Genomic DNA, 18195 nt, shown 5'->3' with positions numbered 1-18195 from the left:
ATTACTCCCCTTAATATTTAACATTGAAGTTTCTGAATTCAGTAATTGTAATACCTTCAACAACTTCTCCATTGCCATCAACTACAATATTATCTGCTACTAAATTCAAATCTTCCTTTAACTTAGTCTTATCAATGGACTTCTTAACCTTGATGTAGTCCTCTAAGTGCTTATCTTCCAAGTCTTTTAAAAGGACTTCCTCGTCATAATTCCACTTCTTTTGAACCTTGCCATAAGATGCAGAACCTTTTGCAGTCTTTAACTTAAAGTCCTTATCTTCTTCCAGTCTTTTATCTGTATAGATCCTTAAAAGTCCTTCGAAGTATGCAATATCATCTGCAGCTTTCTTTTCTTCAGCCTCAATATATTCCTTATACTTCTTAATCTCTTCTTCAGCATAGGCCTTTCTTTCCTCAAGATTTGACTTGATGCCCTTAAGTCTTTCAAAGCACCAGTCAGCACCTGAAAGAGAATTAATTTCAAAGACTTCCCTTTTCTCTTCAACTTCTTCTACATCTTTAATTTCATCAATCAATTTTAAATTTTCCATAAGATCTCCTTTATGCCACTGCAATTTCTTTATTGTCTTCAGTAATTCTCTTAACCTTGATATTGCTTACTTCCTGCGTTCCGTTTATGTTAAAATTATTTAGTATCTTATCAACTGTGTAGCAGTAACCATTTTGTGTAAGCTCATCAACAGTATGAGTTTCAAGTAACATGTCTAAAATCTCTTTATTAGTAAAATCAAGTTCAAATTCTATTTTAAATTTCATAATTTCCCCCTTATTTGTGGTATAATAAAGGCAAATAAAATATTTCTTTATAATTTATTTAGTCCTGTTGTTTAGTCGCTGCAGGGCTTTTTTCATTTGCCTTTTCTTCTAAATTTCCAAATTGTTTACTGACTATCCAACCTTTTGTGACTACAGACCTATTAAAATCTCTTTTATTTTTATGAACATTTGAACAAGCAAATCCACAAATTTCAGATAATTCTTTTAAGGTCTTTGTTTCTACCTTAGCCCCAGTTTCAATATTTACTGCAATCCAAGATTCTAATAAATCGTATGTTAATCTTTGTAACTCTAAGGCCTTTGCCATAGTCATCAAGCTGTCGCCGGTTAAGTTTCTCCCGAGCAAATGACAACCAATATTGCTTGGTAACATTAATATGTTATCTACTGCCAAATTATCTTTGTTTCCATCAATAAAGAATCTGGTTTCAGCATCTTTCCCTTTTTGATTAATAGTTTTAAATCCAAATCTTCTTCCCCAAAGCTTAATACTTGAATAAGATAAATCTAGACCTAATCTATCTTTTATAATTGTCATAAGTTCAATCTTGGTCACTTTGCCAGAATAATCGTTCATTATTTTTTTAATATCTGACTTTTTAACTCCATTTATATAATCATCTGCGTAGATTCCATTTTCTCTTAATATTTTTGATACTCGGGTACTTCCCATATCTAATCTTCTTGCCATTTCTCGTCCTGAAAGTTTATTAAAGTTCTTAAGAATAAACTCTTTTCTATCCTCTGGACTAACAAAAACTAAGCTATATAATTTCGGTTTTAACATTTTGTTTTTCAGCCCTAATTATTACTTGAGCATTGTTTATTATTTGCTTAGCCATATTAGAAATAGCATTTGCCTTATCAATGTCAAAAGCATTCTTTTCAGTGTCATCTGCTAATTTTTCTATTTCCTTACCTAATAATTCATGTAAATCTGTTAATTTCATTTTTCCACCTCAACCTACTAAAAACTTAAAAAATCCGTCTATAATTTTTGTGCCTGCATACAAGAGATAACAAATTAACTTAACACTAAAAGTGAAAGTCCAATATGCAAGCATAACGAGAATTAAAATTCCTAAAAATCTTCTTATTCCAACTGGTATCTTGTACCAACTAACACTTAAAGCTTTCATCTTAACCTCCTAAATAACTTTCAACATTTCCTACATAATCTTCCAACTTCTTTTTAAAAATAATGTAAGAGTACTGCTTCTCATTGAGGATTGCAGCTCCAAAGGGTAAAACCCCTTGCTGCAACCCAAGCCTTATAGTTTGCTCAGGCTTTCCAAGAATTTTAGCGGCCTCTTTTATAGTTAAAGTAAGATCATTTAACATAAGAAAACTCCTTTCTCTAAGCCTTGTTATTTGCTAACCGTGAACTTTGTTGGTAAAAAAATATCATCTTTATTTATATTCAATATTTGTGCTATATTATCCACTGTTTCTGCAGGAACATTTCTTTTCCCTGTTTCATACTGACAGTAAGTAGATACAGCGATTCCAAGGATGTCAGCCATATCTTTTTGAGACATTCTTCTTTCATCTCTTATTTCTGCTAATGTTTTTTTCACTAAACCACCTCCAAACAGTTTGCTCTATGTGAACTTTGATTTAATTATATATTCACAATTAGCAAAAGTCAATACTTATTTTCACTTTTTGTGAAATAATATTTTCATTTTGCAAATTATACTATATAATATTCACAAAGAGTGAAAGAGGTGTGACAAATGGCTGCTACTTTAGGTAATAAAATAAAATATTTAAGAGAGAAAAATAATCTATCTCAAAAGGAATTAGCTAAGATATTAAACATTGCAAACTCTACACTATCTCAATATGAAAGTGATGTTAGAGTTCCCAGTGATGATATAAAAATTCTTATAGCAGATTATTTTAATGTTTCTCTCGATTACCTTCTTGGAAGACCTAATAAATATAATGTTTCTAAAGAAAACTCTAAAGTTTCAGAATTAGAAGAAGAATTTCCAGAGGGGATTTCTGTGCTTTATAGAGCCAACCAAAACCTCACACCAGAGCAAAAAGAAGTCATGCTAAGAATGATAAAAGCAACTTTTTTTGAAGATGATGAAAAATAAATTTTAATAAGTTTAGAAATATATAAGGGAGAAAATCCCTATATATTTTTTATCTAAAAAAGAACTAAGGTTTGTAATATGAATAATTTAAACTATAACATACGCTATGCAGTTAGCATGGCACACTGTGTTCACAAGAAAATTACATATGAAGAACAGTTACTACCTATAAATGTGGAAGATATTATTAAATATAGAAAAGATATTAAGATAAAAAAAGAAGATCTCTTAGGTTTAGATGGTTATAGTATCTATAATGCCAAGACAAAAAGATATCTTATAGCACTTGATGATGTAAATTATGACTTATCCCGTCAAAGATTTACCTTGGCCCACGAGTTAGGTCACATCTTCCTGCAGCATCACACAAAGTATAAATATCTAAGTGATTATGTAAAAGAAAAATCTGCAGATGCCTTTGCAGGAGAACTCTTAATGCCTAGAGAAATTATGTATAAGACTGCAAAATTCCCGCCAAATTATGTCCTGGACTTATATGGAGTTAGCTACAGTGCTTACGAGCAAAGAAAGAGGTTTTTAGATGAGATGGAGAATTTCAGCAGAATAATAGAAGAAAATAAAGTAATGTCAATAAATGATGTTATTCAGTACTCAAAACACTCTCTGATTTTAAAGAATTCTTGTTAGAAAGGAGTCAAAATGAACAGATACACAATATTAAAAGTCCTATGCTTCATATTCTCTTTATTATTTGCAATTAGTTTTTTAGTAACAGCTAAAGCAGCTACTCAATTTGCACAATATGTTATCGGAACAATGATCTTTTTGGTACCCTCCATTTTATTGATAAAAATTGGTCTATGGGCATCTAAAAAAGAGAAAGATAAGAAACTAAAAGTTGATCCCGATTATTATAATAAGAAAGCTGAATTAAAAGAAGCTAAAGCTATGGAGAATATAAATAAAATAAAATCAGGCACTGATACTCCATATAAAAATAATAACCTTCCAGAAACATATACGAAAAAATCTCCAGAAAAAGAAACGGATAGATCTTATAATCCAAAATTTCATCGAACAGAAAGTGAGAAAGAACTAGACTTTAATTTCTTCTTTAAATATAAGAATGAAATAGAAAAATACGAAAATTTAATTTACGCTTTTATGGAGAGTAATTTTATAGAAGACACAGTAAAAAGTATTTTAGCATTCGACGACTTCAAAAAGTTCTGTTTTTCAAAAGGCAAAGGTGGAAAACTGTATTTCGAAGACTCTTGGTTAAATTGTCATAATAGTAATAATGCTCGTTTTTCTTATAGAGATCGTATTGTTGAGAATTTAGATAATATCTATGAGTATTGCTTAGAATTACCAACCGCTAATTTATATGATTATCTTTGCTTTGAGTCATTAAAAGTTGATGAATTAAAGAACTTATTAAGAGAAAACAACTTAAAATTATCGGGTAAGAAAACTGAATTAATTGATAGATTAATTACAAATAATATTAACCCAACCATCGATTCTATAACAAAAAGTAATTTAGATCTTAAGGAAGATATAATAAGAAAAAATTTAGACTATATAACAGATAATAAAGAATTGATAAATTTATTGCTTGATGAAGACTTAATATGAGTGAGAAAAAAAAGAATAAAATGAATAAAAAATCCCCTATTCTACTGCCATAGAATAAGGGAAGGCTATGAGATTACCGCTATAACCTAAAATAATTATATCACATAGCCTAGTTAATAACTAGGAGGAAGATTATGAGATTACCCAATGGCTATGGAAGTGTATATAAACTTTCTGGCAATAGAAGAAAACCATGGAGGATATTAGCTCCTGCCGATAAGTTCGGCAACCAAAAGACAGTGGGATATGCAAAAACAAAATCAGAGGGCCTTACTATGCTATCTGATTACAATCAAAGTGAACCTCAAGACAGTAAACCACCACTATCAGAAATATTTGAAAGCTTTATGATCACAAAAAGACATAAAGCACAAAAAACACAAGATATGTACTATACAACTTGGAATTACTTTGAAGACTTAGAAGATGAGCCCATAGACACAATCAAGTCAAGACACATACAAGATATAGTTGATAATCTTTTAGACGAAGGTAAAAGCTACTCTTCAGTCCACAAAGTAAAAGTATTAGCTTCACAACTATATAAAATAGCCATGCAAGATGACTTAATAAGCAAAAATTATGCTCAATTTATCATTTTACCTGACAAACCAAAACCTAACAATGCAACTTTTAGTGAATTTGAAATAAATAAACTATTTGAAAGTGCAAAGAATAATTACTGGGCAAAAGTAATGGTAGTAATGATTTATACTTGTATGAGACCAAGTGAACTATTAAATGTCACAAAATTTAATGTACATCTTGACGAAAACTACATCATAGCAGGTGGAAAAACAGAAGCAGGAACAGATAGATACATTCCAATCTACTACAAAATTAAGCCTTTCATAAAACAACTTATGGCAACACAAGGATCAGAATATTTAGTGTCTATGGAAGGAAAAAAAGTAAGTTACAGATATTACTTAGATAGGCACTATGAAGTAATAGAAGAATTAGGACTTCAAAAACTAACCCCTCACAAATGTAGGAAGACTGGAGCAACAGAATTTCAAAAAATGGGAATGGATATGGTCACTTTACAAAAAATTATGGGACACGAAGATTTTAAAACAACAGAAAAATATTATATAGGAGATCTAACAGAAGCACTTCAAAAAGAAATGCAACAACTAGCAAAATAATTTGTGCGTTATTTGTGCGTTATTTGTGCGTTATCTATAAAAATTCAAGCGAATTCAGGCGAATTCTTGATATTTTAGAAAGCAAATAAAAAAGCTTGTAACCATTGAGATTACAAGCTTTTAAGTGGTGCACCTTTACGGACTCGAACCGTAGGCCCACTGATTAAGAGTCAGTTGCTCTACCAACTGAGCTAAAGGTGCATGAGTATTAACTTGTGTGTACCATCAGTACAACAAAAATAATTATAATTAAAAAAAACACTCCTGTCAAGTGTTTTTTTTAATTATTTTCTAAACATTCTATAGTCAGCTTGCTCTTCAAACATCTCGTAAATTACTTCAATTGTTCTCTCGCTAGCCTTCCTAGCTTCTTTAGGTTTTTTCTCTTCGATTAATTTATAAATTTTTTGCAAGTTGTCGTAGTGTCTCTTGTAATTTTTCTTGTCTCTGAAAATAAAATTACCAAACCTGTAAAGTCTCTTATTGACCATAGTCATTACCTCAATAAGAATTTCATTGTTAAGTGACCTTACAAGGGCCATGTTCCATTCAATAATAAGATTTTGAGCAAGTTCTTCTTCACCATTTTCAATGGCGATCCTAAGATCTTCGTTGACTTCTTCGAAGTACTTTGTTTTATCTGTCAATCCCTTCTCTGCTAAAAGTTCAACACAAAGAGGTTCTAAAGATTTTCTAACTATATAAAGATTCTTGGCTTCCTTGACAGAAATTTTTGAAACAATATAAGATTTTCTTGGAAAACTTGTAACAAGACCATCCTTCTCCAACTTTTTCAAGGCTTCTCTTACTGGTGTCCTAGAAACGTCGAGTTTAGAAGCGATTTCCATCTCAATAAGCTTATCCCCTGGAAGTAATTTGTTCTTCAATATTTTTTCTTTTAAATCCCTATAGACCATATTGCTAAGAGACTTTTTATTAGCTTTTACATCCAAAAATCTCACCTCCTACATCCTAAAAATGTTTTCCTTCAGTCTAGGAAATTTTCTTTTTTCATTATACCATAAAGTTGGTAGTTTGCTATACGTTTATTTTCAATATTTCATGCTTTTCCAAATGTTTATACCTTGCCATTTCGGGTAACATAATTGTAGGCAAAATTAAAACACACTTTAATTGGAGGAATATAATGAATAAGAAAATTTTAATGACAACACTTGGACTAGGACTTGCACTAACACTTACTGCTTGTGGTCCAAAGAATGAAAAAGCAGATAATCCTAATGCAAAAAATAATGCAGCTGTTGAAGCAAACGCAAATAAAAATGCAAACAAGAAGGCTGCTGACGCTCAAACAAAGGAAGAAACAGCTATTAATAAGGGTGCAGTTGCAAACTTAGATAGAGGAATAGCTTTTGACGGTTTCAAAAAACTTCATGCTGACGCAAAGGTTGAATCTTTCCAACTTGAAGTTGAAAACGGAAAAGCTTACTACAAGGTTAGCGGCTACGACGCTGAAAAAGAATACGAAGTTACAGTGGACGCAGTGACTGGTGACATTGTGAAGGATGAGTTCGAAGCAGAAAACACTTCAGCTAAGACAGCTGACATTCAATTAAATATGATTGAAGCAGTTGACAAGTATATGGACGAAGCTTTAAAGGAAGCTGGACAAGGCTTTGAAGCTGGAGAATACGAAGTTGAATTCGAAGACGGCAAGTATGTAGTAACAGTTGAAGTCGTTAACGGAACTAAAGATATCTCTTACACTTACGACTATGAAACAGGTAAGCTTATAGAAAAAGATATGTAAGATAAGTTTTAAATTTTAAAGAGGGCTCGTCCCTCTTTTTTTTGTTGAATTTTTTTATTAGCAAGTATATTTGTTAAGTCTCTTTAATTTTATTTTCTAACCATTAATGAGTTTGTACTTTTTAAAATTTATTTCAAATTTCTTTTGACTTAAAACTTTTATCTTTCAATGGGACATAAAAAACTACCCTCTCTAATGAAAGGGTAGTTAGATCTTATTTTAAATTTTTATATCTCTGTAAGGCATCTTTGTAAGCAGAGATTATTGCCTTAGTAGAAGAAGCATTGTATCTTCTTTGGATTTCGTCGGTGATTATCTCCTGGTCCTTGATGTTTTTGCCAGCAAAAATATCCTTTATAAACTTCCGAGTTAGTTCAAGGGTTGCATTGCTGTCGGAATCAATAATTTTCCCATCTTCATCCACTTCGAAGGCCAAGTAAAAGACTCCATAAATTTTTGTGATGGCATTGTCTGAACTTGTCCTAGCTTCTCCTGTGAGATATAAAGTATTCTTCATCTTATTCTCCAATTTCCTTATAGATTTTTAGAGAAATCTCTCCTATAATCTCTTTTGCAAGGACATTGGACTCTGCTTGGTTTACTAAAACAACTAGGATGTAATTTTTATTTTTTGTAAAAAATATTCCACCGTCGTTTTCCAAATTATCCAAGTCGCCACTCTTATTTGCAATTTTTAAATCTTCTGGAAGGTATCTTTGAAGCCTATCTCTCTCCTGCTGCCTCAAAAGAATATCAAGAGCAAGCTCAGAGTAGTCTTCATTAATAAAATTCTTCTCATAAATCATTTTTAAAAGTTTTAAAATTTCATTTGAAGAAGTGAAGTTGTCTAGGCCCCTTTCCTTTGCAAGAGAATCCATCATCTTCCTCTGAAGAATTGTCTTCTCAAGTCCAAGTTCATGACCAATTTTATTTATTTCTTCTCTTCCAAGAAGATCTATTAAAATATTTGTGGCTGTGTTGTCACTTACAATTATCATAAGAGTCAAGAGCTCTCTTATAGAAAATTTGTGGTTCCTATAAAGTTCCTTTAATATCCCTGATCCATCAACTCTTTCATAATCATCAAGACCTATGGTGTCTTCAAGATTAAGTTTTCCCTTAGCACATTCATCAAAGGCCTTTAACAAGATTAAAAGCTTTATCATACTTGCTGAAGGAACTTGTTTGTCTCCATTTATGGAAAATCCTTCTCCAAGGTCTAAGTCGTAAAAGGATACAGAAATATTTGCAGAACTCTCTTCAACTATATTTTCTATTTTATTTTGTAATCCCTTATAGTTTATCATATGAATACTTTCTTTTCTATTATCTCTAGCTCAATAGCTTGAGGATTTGTCCCATTCCAATACCAAAGAAGTTACCAACTGCTGCTCCTAATACTCCCATTAGGACTCCTATACCTGCATAGGATGCGTCATAAGCAGAGGCTACTATTGGCGCTGATGCTGATCCACCTATGTTTGCAAGGGATGCTGTTGATACCATGCAAAGATCCCAGTGGAAGATTTTTGATAGTAGGTACATTAAGACTACGTGTACTACTAGGATAAATACTCCATATACTACCCACATTGGTGCAGAGATTAGGTCTACTACTGATGCTGTTGATGCTAGTAGGGACACTACTGCGTATAGGTATACGTTGGATAGTTCTTCTACTGCTGGAAGTTTACCAATTTTTGTTAATGCACAGATTAGTCCAAGTACTGTTACAAATAGGGTTGTTATTGTTCCCTTATCAAATACTGCTAAGCCTGCGTTTGTTAATGTTTCTGATAGTTTTGCTCCGACAAATTGTGATAATGCTGATACTATTAGTGATAGACCAATTAGGAATATCCAATCTGCTGAGTCTGCACTTCTTTTTTCTTTTGCAACTTCTGCTGCTGCAGCGTCTGCTACTGCTTGAAGTTTTGATGTGTCTGCTTTTGTTGCCTTGTTCCACTTTGGTGCGTATCTTACTGCTAGTAATAGTAGGGCTATCCATAGTGAGTAACATACTGTGTCAAGTGCTAGGGCACATGAGTAAGCTCCTGCATCTACTGGTAGGGCTGCTTGCATTGCTGCCATGTTGGCTGATCCTCCAACCCATGATGCGAATAGGGCTGCCACTGCTGCCCATGTGTCTGTTCCTAGGGCATGTTTGAATATTGGATATCCTATTAGGAAGCCTATGAATAGTGTTAGTGAACATCCTAGGAAGATTGCTACCATTCTTCCACCAAGTTTTGCAAGTTTTTTAAAGTCACAACGTAGTAACATTACAAAGATCATTGCGTATAGTAGGTTGTTCTTTAGGGCTGAGTATGTGTCTGAGCATGCATCTGATGCGTATAAACCCATTGTACAGAATACCATGTTTAATACATATATGAATACTAGTGGTGGTACTACATTAAATATTTTCCATTTTGTGTATTTTTCTAGGGCAAGTAGTGCTCCTGCTATAAACATTAAGAATGCTATATAAGTAAATCCATTTGTGATAACCATAATTTACTCCTTTCTTTTTATTATTTTTACTTTTTATTTTTATGATTTCTCTTTATATGTCTAGGTATTTTATTCCTCTTACTGATTTTATTCCTAGTCCATAGTCATCATTTACAGTAATTTCTTTTTCATTGAAGACTGCTCCGCCTTCTATTGGGTCTTCAGAACATAGGACCGGTCCATCTAGGTCTATCTTTGTGATGATTTGTTTTGCACATGCTAGGTGGACTGCTGCGTTTACTGATATTTTTGCTTCTAGCATGCAACCTATCATGCATTCTACTCCACATAGCTCTGCCATGCTTGTTATCTTTAGAGCATTGTAAAGGCCGCCGCACTTCATTAGTTTTATGTTGATTAGGTCTGCTGCCTTCATGTTTAGGATTGTCATGGCGTCTTCTGCTGAGAATACACTTTCGTCTGCAAGGACTGGGACTATTGAATGGTCTGTTACATATTTTAGGCCTTCATAGTCGTGAGCTTTTACTGGTTGTTCTACTAATTCTATGTCAAGTAGTTTTTCTTGCATGGAGTCTAAGATTCTCACTGCTTCTTTTGGTGTCCAAGCTTGGTTGGCGTCGATTCTTATTCTTACGTCTGGTCCCACTGCTTTTCTTATGGCATCTAGTCTTGCTACGTCTAAGCTAGGATCTATTCCTACTTTTACTTTTAAGGTGTCGTATTTTCTTTTTATTGCGTCTATGGCATCTCTTGCCATTTCTTCTGGATCGTTTACAGATATTGTTATGTCTGTAGTGATCTTCTTCCTTGAGCCTCCCATTAGTTTGTGGACAGGAATTTTATGTAGCTGACCGTATAAGTCCCAAAGGGCCATGTCGCATGCTGCTTTTGCACTTGTGTTTTTAACTATGCAAGAGTTTAGAGCCATCATTAGATTTTCGAAATCATCTACGTCTCTACCAAGAATTGTTTTTATTATGTGGTCTTTGAAGGCTCCTATGATTGAGTATTGTGTCTCTCCTGTTACTGCTCCTGTTGGTGGTGCTTCACCATAACCAATATGACCTGTGTCGGTATGGATCTCCACTATTATGTCTTCTACGCTGTTAACGGACCTCAAGGCTGTCTTGAAGGGCACCCTCAAGGGAACAGATAAAATTCCTAATTTTACATCTGTAATTTTCATTTTTTACCTCCTTCTCCTAACTTCAAATAACAAAACTAAAAAACAATATAAAAAAACCCAGCAAAATAAAAAGTATTTATTTACTGGGTCTCATAAAGCTTTTTGATCTACTGTAATAGCTCATGCAAAATGAAGCAGTTAATATATATTTGTGAAAACATTTTACTATCATTCGCAAATTTTGTCAATATGATAACGCGTTGAAGTTTGAAAAATTTAAATTTTTTTTGTATAAGATTTTTAATTTTTTAATATGTCCTAAGACTTTATAATCAATCGAAATTTAATTTTTAATTTGTCTTTAAGCTTATTAATCAATCGCCCTTTATTTTTTTATCTGTCTTAAGACTTATTAATCAATGCCTCTTTATTTTTTTAATTTATCTTAATACTTATTAAACAATAGAACTTTCATATTCTTATAAAGACAAATAAAAAAACTCTGGCATCTCTACCAGAGTTTATATTAAATCTTATTCAAATTTTCCGTGACAGTTTTTATATTTTTTTCCACTTCCGCATGGACATGGATCATTTCTTCCAACCTTTTTTTCTTTTCTAACGAAAGGTTTTTGTTTTCCGTCATCAGGATTTACAGTTTCAACTTCCTTTGCCACTCTAACTCTTTGTACTCTTTCAGGGTTAACTACGTGGTAAAGCATCTTAACTGTGTCTTCTTTTATTGACTCGTTCATTGCTTCGAACATGTCAAAGCCTTCTTCTGCGTAGGCTCTTACTGGGTCAGTTTGACCAACTGCACGAAGTCCAATTCCCTTTCTTAGTTGATCCATTGCATCGATGTGGTCCATCCACTTTTGGTCAACATTTTGAAGAAGGGCAACTCTTTCGATTTCTCTGAATTTTTCTTCGCCAAATTCTTCTTCTTTTTCAAGGTATTTTGCATCAGCAAGTTCTTTGAAGTATGCCTTTAATGAATCCACTGTAGGATTTTCAAGCTTCTTTAAGAAGTCTTCTTCGAAGTCAAAAGTAGTTACACCAAAGTTTCTTATTGATTCAAAGTCAAGATAGTTCTTGTTGTTGTCATCTAGCTTGTTGTAGAAGTCAATTGTCTTGTCGATTACATCATTTCTCATTGCTATGATGTCGTCTCTTAGGTTTTCGCCTTCAAGAACTCTTCTTCTTTCTGCATAGATTACTTCCCTTTGCTTATTCATAACGTCGTCATATTTTAGGACGTTCTTACGAATACTAAAGTTGTTACCTTCTACTTTTCTTTGAGCTGACTCGATTAGTCTTGTAAGAATTTTGTGTTCAATTGGTTCATCTTCTGCTGGATCAAGTTTAAGCATTGTATCCTTGAATCTGTCCCCAGCGAATAGTCTGATTAAGTCATCATCAGCTGAGATGTAGAATCTTGAAGAACCTGGGTCTCCTTGACGACCTGAACGACCACGTAATTGGTTGTCGATACGTCTTGACTCATGTCTTTCTGTACCAATGATTCTAAGTCCGCCAACTTTTTTAACTTCTTCAGCTTCCTTGTCAGTTTCAACTTTAAACTTTTTAACAAGAGCTTGATAGTCTTCTCTTGCCTTTATGATTTCTGGATCATCAGTCTTGAAGTATGAATCTGCGTATTCAAGCATTTCTTCTTCCATGCCTTGTTTCTTAAGTTCTTTCTTTGCAAGATATTCTGGGTTACCACCAAGTACAATGTCGGTACCACGACCAGCCATGTTTGTGGCAATAGTAACTTGACCAAAACGACCTGCTTGAGCAACTATTTCAGACTCTTGTTCGTGATTTTTGGCGTTTAAGACGTTGTGCTTAATGCCTGCACGTTTTAAATATTTAGAAAGTGCTTCAGACTTGTCAATTGATACAGTACCAACTAGGACTGGTTGTCCCTTTTCATGTGCTTCAGCAATTTCTCTTGTAACTGCCTTGAACTTTGCATCTTCATTTATATAGATGTGGTCATTGTCGTCTTCCCTTTGTACAGGTTTATTTGTTGGGATTTCAACAACGTCAATATTATAAATATCTCTAAATTCGCCTTCTTCTGTCATGGCAGTACCTGTCATACCAGAAAGCTTGTCATACATTCTGAAGTAGTTTTGGAAGGTAATTGTTGCAAGAGTTTTAGATTCAGCTCTTACTTCTAGTCCTTCTTTTGCTTCAATAGCTTGGTGTAGACCTTCAGAGTATCTTCTACCGTACATTAGACGGCCTGTAAATTCATCAACAATAATAACTTCGCCATCTTTTACAACATAGTCAATGTCTCTGTGCATTGTACCTGCTGCCTTAAGAGCTTGGTTAATGTGGTGAGATAATTCCATATTTGCTGCATCAGATAAGTTTTCAATGCCAAAATATTTTTCAGCCTTAGTAATACCCTTATCAGTAAGAGTTGCAGTCTTATCTTTTTCATCTATTACATAGTCAACAGTTTCTTCTTCGAATTCCCTGTTAAATCTTTCAAGATCAATTTCATCTTGAGACTTAATTCTGTGGCTAAGAGTGTTAACAAAATCTCTTGCTCTAACATATAAGTCAATAGATTCATCCCCTTGACCAGAAATAATAAGAGGTGTTCTCGCTTCATCAATTAAGATAGAGTCAACTTCGTCGACTATACAGAAGTGAAGTCCTCTTTGAACCATTTCTTCCTTATATATAACCATGTTATCTCTTAGGTAGTCGAAACCAAATTCGTTGTTAGTACCATAGGTGATATCAGAATTGTAAGCAGCTTGTCTTTCCTCTTGATCCATGTCGTGGATAATACATCCAACACTAAGACCTAGGAATTCATAAACCTTACCCATCCAGTCCCTATCACGACTAGCCAAGTAGTCGTTGACAGTAACAACATGAGTACCCTTACCTTCAAGGGCATTTAAGTAAGCTGGTAGTGTAGCAACAAGTGTCTTACCTTCACCAGTTTTCATTTCTGCGATTCTACCTTGGTGAAGAATAATACCACCAATAACTTGAACCCTAAAATGCTTCATGCCTAGGACTCTCCAAGCAGCTTCTCTTACAACAGCAAAAGCTTCTGGAAGTAAGTCATCAGTTGTTTCACCATTCTTAATTCTATTTTTAAATTCTTCAGTTTTTTCTTTAAGCTCATTATCAGAAAGTTTTTCCATCTCGCCTTCGAGACTCATAACTTTATTAACTAGGGGCTCGATCTTTTTCAGTTCCCTATCGCTGTAGGTACCAAAAATCTTTTCCATTAAACCCATTTTACCACTCCTTTTACCTGACGTATTATTCTATCATTAAATGGCATATTTTACAATAAAAATCCCGTTCAATATATCTCTATAAATTATATTGTTACTATTATTTAATGTCAATATAAATAGGCTAATTACTTAATTTAAATCAAATCCCTTCAGCTGAAACTATACAAAATTAAAAATTTATTATAAAATGGACTAAATGAAGAGGAGGTTAATATGATACTAGTAGTTGACTTTGGCGGCCAATACAACCAGTTAATAGCAAGACGAATAAGAGATCTTAACATTTACTGCGAAGTTGTACCCTACAACAAGGCCTTAAAAGAATTAGAAAATAGAAACAATGTAGAAGGAATAATATTTACAGGTGGACCTAACTCAGTCTATGAAGAAGGCGCACCACAAATAGAAAAAGAAATCTTCGACAAGGGCATACCAGTACTTGGACTTTGCTACGGAATGCAAATCATGGCACACACACTTGGTGGCGAAGTAATAAAAGCACCAAATGAAAGAGAATTTGGAAAAACAGAAATCGAAACAAAAGAATCACTTATCTTTAAAAACCTATCAAAAGAAGAAACAGTTTGGATGAGTCACGTAGATAGAGTGAGCCAAGTGCCAGAAGGCTTTGAAGTAATAGCAAAAAGTAAAAACTGTCCAATAGCAGGCATGACAAATGTAGACAAAAAACTTTATGCCCTACAATTCCATCCAGAAGTAAACCACTCAGTTCATGGCAAAGAAATGTTAGAAAACTTTGCAGTAGAAATCTGTGGAGCAAAAAAAGATTGGACAATGGAAAACTATGCGAAAAAATCCATCCAAGAAATAAAAGAAAAAGTTGGCGATGGAAAAGTCCTCCTTGCCCTATCAGGTGGAGTTGACTCATCAGTAACAGCAGCCCTACTATCAAAAGCAGTTGGTGAAAAACTAACATGTATCTTCGTAGACCACGGCCTAATGAGAAAGAACGAAGGTGACGAAGTAGAAGAAGCTTTTAAAGACTCAGGCATGCACTTCATAAGAGTGGATGCAGAAGAAAGATTTTTAAATAAACTAGCAGGCGTAACAGACCCAGAAAGAAAAAGAAAAATCATCGGCGAAGAATTCATAAGAGTCTTTGAAGAAGAAGGACAAAAAATAAAAGCAGTAGACTTCCTAGCACAAGGAACAATTTACCCAGACGTAATTGAATCAGGACTAGGCGACTCAGCAGTAATAAAATCCCACCACAACGTTGGCGGGCTACCTGACTTCGTAGACTTCAAAGAAATCATTGAACCACTCCGCATGCTATTTAAAGACGAAGTACGTGACCTTGGAAGAGAGCTAGGACTTGCCGACTACCTAGTAGACAGACAACCCTTCCCAGGACCAGGACTTGCCATAAGAGTAATGGGCGAAATCACAAAAGAAAAACTCGACATACTTCGTGATGCAGACAAAATCTTTAGAGACGAATTAGAAAAAGCAAAACTCAAAGATATCAACCAATACTTCGCAGTCCTAACAAACAACAGAACAGTAGGAGTAATGGGCGACTTTAGAACCTACGACTACACACTAGCCCTTCGTGCAGTATCAACAACAGACTTCATGACAGCCGACTTCACAAGAATCCCTTGGGAAATCTTAGATAAGGTGTCAAATAGAATAGTAAACGAAGTAGACCATATAAATAGGATTGTATATGATATAACATCCAAACCCCCAGCAACAATAGAATGGGAATAATCGCAAAAAAAACAAAAAACTTTGTAAAATCAATGGTTACAGAAGATTAAAAATTGTAACTGGGATTAAAATAGGAACATTTGTAAAAAAGAATAAATTGAATAATAGTTCCAAGTGGTTTACATTTGGACAAAATATTAGACCGTAGTTTCAAGCTACGGTCTTTTTGCGTACATATTATGAGGATTAATTTATTTTGACATCTCAAATGGTTACTTTCAAATGCTACAAATAACATAAACAAGATTGTAAAAGCAACTAATACAAGTGGTGTTATTTACAAGAAAGATATTGATTATATTAGAGAAAGAATAGAAAAATTATAAAAAGAAATATGGGATATATATTCCCTGATTCTTAATAAATCAAAAGAAAGTTCTGGTGATTAATATGGCAATTACAAAAATACATCCTATAAAATCAACTCTAAATTTGGCAATAGACTATATAACTAAGAGTGAAAAAACTGATGAAAAAATCTTAGTATCTTCATTTAAATGTCATCCATCTACTGCCAATATTAAATTTATGAAAACACGAGAAGACAATGATACTAAGGGTACAATTTTGGCTAGACATTTAATCCAATCTTTTCTACCAGGAGAGGTTGATCCTATAAAAGCTCACGAAATTGGAATGGAATTATGAAAAAAAAGAACACCCTTATGCAAGAGTATTCTTTGAATAAAGAACAATTTTCTGACCTTGTTCAGTATAGGAAAAACTATGAAAATTATTATGGGAAGGAAGTGGAGAGATAAAAAATTGAAAAAATAATTTTTTTCTGTTATAAATATTATTGTAGAAAATTTACAAATAATTACCCGAGGAGGTAAAATATGAAAATCTTTGAATCAATAAAAAATAGATGGAAAAAATTCTTGAAAAATCTAGCAAATGAAAATAAAAAATCTTTTGGAAATGAAAGATTAGATTGTTGTTCAATGAACAAAAGAGAATATAAATAAAGAAAAAAATGACCATGGCGGAGACTGTGTAAAATTTTGTGTATAGAAACCTCCTGATTAGGGTAAGTAAAAACTAATCAGGAGGAATTTTTATGCCAAAAAAAAGACCAGAAACAAAAAGAAGCAAAAATGTTAATTGAAGAATATCAGCCTCAAAGTGCACAAGATATTCAAGAAGCTCTAAAAGACCTTCTAGGCGATACAATGGAAGAACTTTTAAAAGCAGAATTAGATTAGCATTTACACTATGAATATGGAGAAAAACCACTATCATTAAATACAAGAAATGGTCCTAGTAAAAAAACAGTTAGATCATCATATGGAAATATAGAATACGAGGCTGGGATCAAATCTTATCCCAATTATCAACCCTTACCCTTATATCAGGATTTAGGTTGATACACAAAATTATTTACAGACCCGCAAAAACGGCTATGAGCATTAAACTCATAGCCTTTCTACTTGCCACCTAAAGACTCTCTAAATCAGTTTTCTAAAATCCCTAATTCAATGAGCCTTTATGCAAGAGTATTCTTTAAATAAAGAACAATTTTCCGACCTTGTTCAGTATAGAAAAAACTATGAAAATTATTATGGGATAGAAGTGGAGAGATAAAAAGCTATAAGCGTTGCTTACATTTATTAAAAAGACTTGACATAATTCGTTTACAATAGTAAACTTATTTTGAGCATATTTGTTTACATCTGTAAACGACGAGGTGGGAAGGAAAATGAGCACAATAGAACTTAATACTTATATCACAGATGCAGAATGGGAAGTCATGCGTGTAGTTTGGGCAAATGATCGAGTAACTAGTAAAAAAGTCATTTCCGTATTGCAAGAAAAAATGGACTGGACACAATCCACTATCAAAACGATCTTAGGTCGATTAGTTGAAAAAGGCGTACTAAATACTGAGCAAGAAGGTAGAAAGTTTATTTACACAGCCAATATTGAAGAGACAGAAGCCGTAATGGATTATGCAGAAGATATTTTTAACCGTATTTGCAATAAGAAAGTCGGAAATGTAATAGGAAGCATCATTGAAGATCATGTTTTAAGCTTCGATGATATAGATCGACTAGAAAAAATATTAGAGATGAAAAAATCTTTCGCAGTAGAAGATGTGGATTGCAATTGTCCAGAAGGACAATGCAAATGTCATTTACATCATCATTAAGAATAAGGAGGAATTT

The 18195-nt window shown here is 33.4% G+C and carries 21 protein-coding genes, 1 tRNA gene and 3 pseudogenes; 11 read left to right on the top strand and 14 right to left on the bottom strand.

Features of this window, described 5'->3' with window-relative positions; genetic code table 11:
- Nucleotides 1–10 precede the first annotated feature (10 nt).
- The 7 genes from M9426_RS06405 to M9426_RS06375 form a co-directional block, all read right to left on the bottom strand.
- Nucleotides 11–550 (bottom strand): host-nuclease inhibitor Gam family protein, encoded by a 540-nt coding sequence (locus M9426_RS06405; RefSeq protein ID WP_250341692.1) that lies wholly within the window; start codon nucleotides 548–550, stop codon nucleotides 11–13.
- A gap of 10 nt (nucleotides 551–560) precedes the next feature.
- On the bottom strand, nucleotides 561–776 hold the full coding sequence (locus tag M9426_RS06400) for a hypothetical protein (protein WP_250341691.1): 216 nt from the start codon (nucleotides 774–776) through the stop codon (nucleotides 561–563).
- Between the two features lie 58 nt (nucleotides 777–834).
- Nucleotides 835–1488 carry a hypothetical protein gene (locus M9426_RS06395; RefSeq protein ID WP_250341690.1) on the bottom strand — a complete coding sequence of 218 codons (654 nt, stop codon included), beginning with the start codon at nucleotides 1486–1488 and terminating at the stop codon, nucleotides 835–837.
- Between the two features lie 73 nt (nucleotides 1489–1561).
- Nucleotides 1562–1747, bottom strand: coding sequence for a hypothetical protein (locus tag M9426_RS06390; protein ID WP_010242877.1), 186 nt, complete (start codon nucleotides 1745–1747; stop codon nucleotides 1562–1564).
- A 9-nt stretch (nucleotides 1748–1756) separates the two neighbouring features.
- The gene (locus M9426_RS06385) at nucleotides 1757–1936 is read right to left on the bottom strand and encodes a hypothetical protein (protein WP_250341689.1); all 180 of its coding nucleotides are present in this window, start codon (nucleotides 1934–1936) and stop codon (nucleotides 1757–1759) included.
- Nucleotide 1937: 1 nt separating this feature from the next.
- Nucleotides 1938–2138, bottom strand: a complete 201-nt coding sequence (locus M9426_RS06380; protein WP_250341688.1) for a helix-turn-helix domain-containing protein — start codon at nucleotides 2136–2138, stop codon at nucleotides 1938–1940.
- Nucleotides 2139–2164: 26 nt separating this feature from the next.
- The gene (locus tag M9426_RS06375) at nucleotides 2165–2374 is read right to left on the bottom strand and encodes a helix-turn-helix transcriptional regulator (protein WP_250341687.1); all 210 of its coding nucleotides are present in this window, start codon (nucleotides 2372–2374) and stop codon (nucleotides 2165–2167) included.
- A gap of 159 nt (nucleotides 2375–2533) precedes the next feature.
- Here M9426_RS06375 and M9426_RS06370 point away from each other — a divergent pair, with 159 nt between their 5' ends.
- The 4 genes from M9426_RS06370 (at nucleotide 2534) to M9426_RS06355 (ending at nucleotide 5649) form a co-directional block, all read left to right on the top strand.
- The gene (locus M9426_RS06370; protein ID WP_250341686.1) at nucleotides 2534–2902 is read left to right on the top strand and encodes a helix-turn-helix domain-containing protein; all 369 of its coding nucleotides are present in this window, start codon (nucleotides 2534–2536) and stop codon (nucleotides 2900–2902) included.
- Between the two features lie 78 nt (nucleotides 2903–2980).
- A complete protein-coding gene (locus M9426_RS06365) occupies nucleotides 2981–3550 on the top strand; it encodes an ImmA/IrrE family metallo-endopeptidase (RefSeq protein ID WP_250341685.1) in 570 nt (189 codons plus the stop codon).
- 12 nt (nucleotides 3551–3562) lie between these two features.
- Nucleotides 3563–4501 (top strand): SAP domain-containing protein, encoded by a 939-nt coding sequence (locus M9426_RS06360; protein ID WP_250341684.1) that lies wholly within the window; start codon nucleotides 3563–3565, stop codon nucleotides 4499–4501.
- A 134-nt stretch (nucleotides 4502–4635) separates the two neighbouring features.
- Nucleotides 4636–5649 carry a tyrosine-type recombinase/integrase gene (locus M9426_RS06355; protein WP_250341683.1) on the top strand — a complete coding sequence of 338 codons (1014 nt, stop codon included), beginning with the start codon at nucleotides 4636–4638 and terminating at the stop codon, nucleotides 5647–5649.
- A gap of 125 nt (nucleotides 5650–5774) precedes the next feature.
- On the opposite strand, the gene M9426_RS06350 is transcribed toward M9426_RS06355, so the two are convergent.
- Nucleotides 5775–5850, bottom strand: a tRNA-Lys gene (locus M9426_RS06350).
- Nucleotides 5851–5933: 83 nt separating this feature from the next.
- Nucleotides 5934–6611: a GntR family transcriptional regulator gene (locus M9426_RS06345; RefSeq protein ID WP_250341682.1), complete on the bottom strand. Its 678-nt coding sequence runs from the start codon at nucleotides 6609–6611 to the stop codon at nucleotides 5934–5936.
- 185 nt (nucleotides 6612–6796) lie between these two features.
- Between M9426_RS06345 and M9426_RS06340 the strand changes: the two genes are divergently transcribed.
- The gene (locus M9426_RS06340) at nucleotides 6797–7420 is read left to right on the top strand and encodes a PepSY domain-containing protein (protein WP_195443466.1); all 624 of its coding nucleotides are present in this window, start codon (nucleotides 6797–6799) and stop codon (nucleotides 7418–7420) included.
- Nucleotides 7421–7634: 214 nt separating this feature from the next.
- On the opposite strand, the gene M9426_RS06335 is transcribed toward M9426_RS06340, so the two are convergent.
- The 5 genes from M9426_RS06335 to secA form a co-directional block, all read right to left on the bottom strand.
- Nucleotides 7635–7937 (bottom strand): DUF3870 domain-containing protein, encoded by a 303-nt coding sequence (locus M9426_RS06335; protein WP_250341681.1) that lies wholly within the window; start codon nucleotides 7935–7937, stop codon nucleotides 7635–7637.
- A gap of 1 nt (nucleotide 7938) precedes the next feature.
- A complete protein-coding gene (locus M9426_RS06330; protein WP_250341680.1) occupies nucleotides 7939–8727 on the bottom strand; it encodes a serine hydrolase in 789 nt (262 codons plus the stop codon).
- 25 nt (nucleotides 8728–8752) lie between these two features.
- The gene (locus tag M9426_RS06325) at nucleotides 8753–9934 is read right to left on the bottom strand and encodes a DUF819 family protein (protein WP_148465222.1); all 1182 of its coding nucleotides are present in this window, start codon (nucleotides 9932–9934) and stop codon (nucleotides 8753–8755) included.
- Nucleotides 9935–9986: 52 nt separating this feature from the next.
- The gene (locus tag M9426_RS06320) at nucleotides 9987–11081 is read right to left on the bottom strand and encodes a dipeptide epimerase (RefSeq protein ID WP_250341679.1); all 1095 of its coding nucleotides are present in this window, start codon (nucleotides 11079–11081) and stop codon (nucleotides 9987–9989) included.
- Between the two features lie 473 nt (nucleotides 11082–11554).
- Complete coding sequence (gene secA, locus M9426_RS06315) at nucleotides 11555–14293, bottom strand: preprotein translocase subunit SecA (protein ID WP_148465217.1); 2739 nt, start codon at nucleotides 14291–14293, stop codon at nucleotides 11555–11557.
- Between the two features lie 216 nt (nucleotides 14294–14509).
- Between secA and guaA the strand changes: the two genes are divergently transcribed.
- The 6 genes and pseudogenes from guaA (at nucleotide 14510) to M9426_RS06290 (ending at nucleotide 18179) form a co-directional block, all read left to right on the top strand.
- Entirely contained in the window at nucleotides 14510–16030 is a 1521-nt protein-coding gene (gene guaA, locus M9426_RS06310; protein ID WP_250341678.1) for a glutamine-hydrolyzing GMP synthase, read from the top strand.
- Between the two features lie 200 nt (nucleotides 16031–16230).
- Nucleotides 16231–16419, top strand: a pseudogene (locus M9426_RS06305) (plasmid mobilization relaxosome protein MobC); the annotation flags it as partial.
- Between the two features lies 1 nt (nucleotide 16420).
- Nucleotides 16421–16675: pseudogene (locus M9426_RS06300) on the top strand (relaxase/mobilization nuclease domain-containing protein); the annotation flags it as partial.
- Nucleotides 16676–16869: 194 nt separating this feature from the next.
- Nucleotides 16870–16998, top strand: coding sequence for an LDCC motif putative metal-binding protein (locus M9426_RS06295; protein WP_005957740.1), 129 nt, complete (start codon nucleotides 16870–16872; stop codon nucleotides 16996–16998).
- Between the two features lie 520 nt (nucleotides 16999–17518).
- A pseudogene (locus M9426_RS09355) lies at nucleotides 17519–17614 on the top strand (relaxase); the annotation flags it as partial.
- A gap of 115 nt (nucleotides 17615–17729) precedes the next feature.
- Nucleotides 17730–18179, top strand: coding sequence for a CopY/TcrY family copper transport repressor (locus M9426_RS06290; RefSeq protein ID WP_250341677.1), 450 nt, complete (start codon nucleotides 17730–17732; stop codon nucleotides 18177–18179).
- Nucleotides 18180–18195: the final 16 nt, after the last annotated feature.

Source organism: Peptoniphilus genitalis (genome assembly GCF_023614525.1).
In the GTDB taxonomy this organism is placed as follows: Bacteria; Bacillota; Clostridia; order Tissierellales; family Peptoniphilaceae; genus Peptoniphilus_A; species Peptoniphilus_A genitalis.
The sequence above is the reverse complement of the archived record's forward strand: the minus strand, read 5'-3'. Positions and strand labels throughout refer to the sequence as shown.

Coding starts and splice junctions, on each gene's coding strand:
- M9426_RS06405 (WP_250341692.1), bottom strand. CDS start 550: ATGGAAAATTTAAAATTGATTGATGAAATTAAAGATGTAGAAGAAGTT.
- M9426_RS06400 (WP_250341691.1), bottom strand. CDS start 776: ATGAAATTTAAAATAGAATTTGAACTTGATTTTACTAATAAAGAGATT.
- M9426_RS06395 (WP_250341690.1), bottom strand. CDS start 1,488: ATGGCAAGAAGATTAGATATGGGAAGTACCCGAGTATCAAAAATATTA.
- M9426_RS06390 (WP_010242877.1), bottom strand. CDS start 1,747: ATGAAATTAACAGATTTACATGAATTATTAGGTAAGGAAATAGAAAAA.
- M9426_RS06385 (WP_250341689.1), bottom strand. CDS start 1,936: ATGAAAGCTTTAAGTGTTAGTTGGTACAAGATACCAGTTGGAATAAGA.
- M9426_RS06380 (WP_250341688.1), bottom strand. CDS start 2,138: ATGTTAAATGATCTTACTTTAACTATAAAAGAGGCCGCTAAAATTCTT.
- M9426_RS06370 (WP_250341686.1), top strand. CDS start 2,534: ATGGCTGCTACTTTAGGTAATAAAATAAAATATTTAAGAGAGAAAAAT.
- M9426_RS06365 (WP_250341685.1), top strand. CDS start 2,981: ATGAATAATTTAAACTATAACATACGCTATGCAGTTAGCATGGCACAC.
- M9426_RS06360 (WP_250341684.1), top strand. CDS start 3,563: ATGAACAGATACACAATATTAAAAGTCCTATGCTTCATATTCTCTTTA.
- M9426_RS06355 (WP_250341683.1), top strand. CDS start 4,636: ATGAGATTACCCAATGGCTATGGAAGTGTATATAAACTTTCTGGCAAT.
- M9426_RS06340 (WP_195443466.1), top strand. CDS start 6,797: ATGAATAAGAAAATTTTAATGACAACACTTGGACTAGGACTTGCACTA.
- M9426_RS06335 (WP_250341681.1), bottom strand. CDS start 7,937: ATGAAGAATACTTTATATCTCACAGGAGAAGCTAGGACAAGTTCAGAC.
- M9426_RS06330 (WP_250341680.1), bottom strand. CDS start 8,727: ATGATAAACTATAAGGGATTACAAAATAAAATAGAAAATATAGTTGAA.
- M9426_RS06325 (WP_148465222.1), bottom strand. CDS start 9,934: ATGGTTATCACAAATGGATTTACTTATATAGCATTCTTAATGTTTATA.
- M9426_RS06320 (WP_250341679.1), bottom strand. CDS start 11,081: ATGAAAATTACAGATGTAAAATTAGGAATTTTATCTGTTCCCTTGAGG.
- secA (WP_148465217.1), bottom strand. CDS start 14,293: ATGGGTTTAATGGAAAAGATTTTTGGTACCTACAGCGATAGGGAACTG.
- guaA (WP_250341678.1), top strand. CDS start 14,510: ATGATACTAGTAGTTGACTTTGGCGGCCAATACAACCAGTTAATAGCA.
- M9426_RS06295 (WP_005957740.1), top strand. CDS start 16,870: ATGAAAATCTTTGAATCAATAAAAAATAGATGGAAAAAATTCTTGAAA.
- M9426_RS06290 (WP_250341677.1), top strand. CDS start 17,730: ATGAGCACAATAGAACTTAATACTTATATCACAGATGCAGAATGGGAA.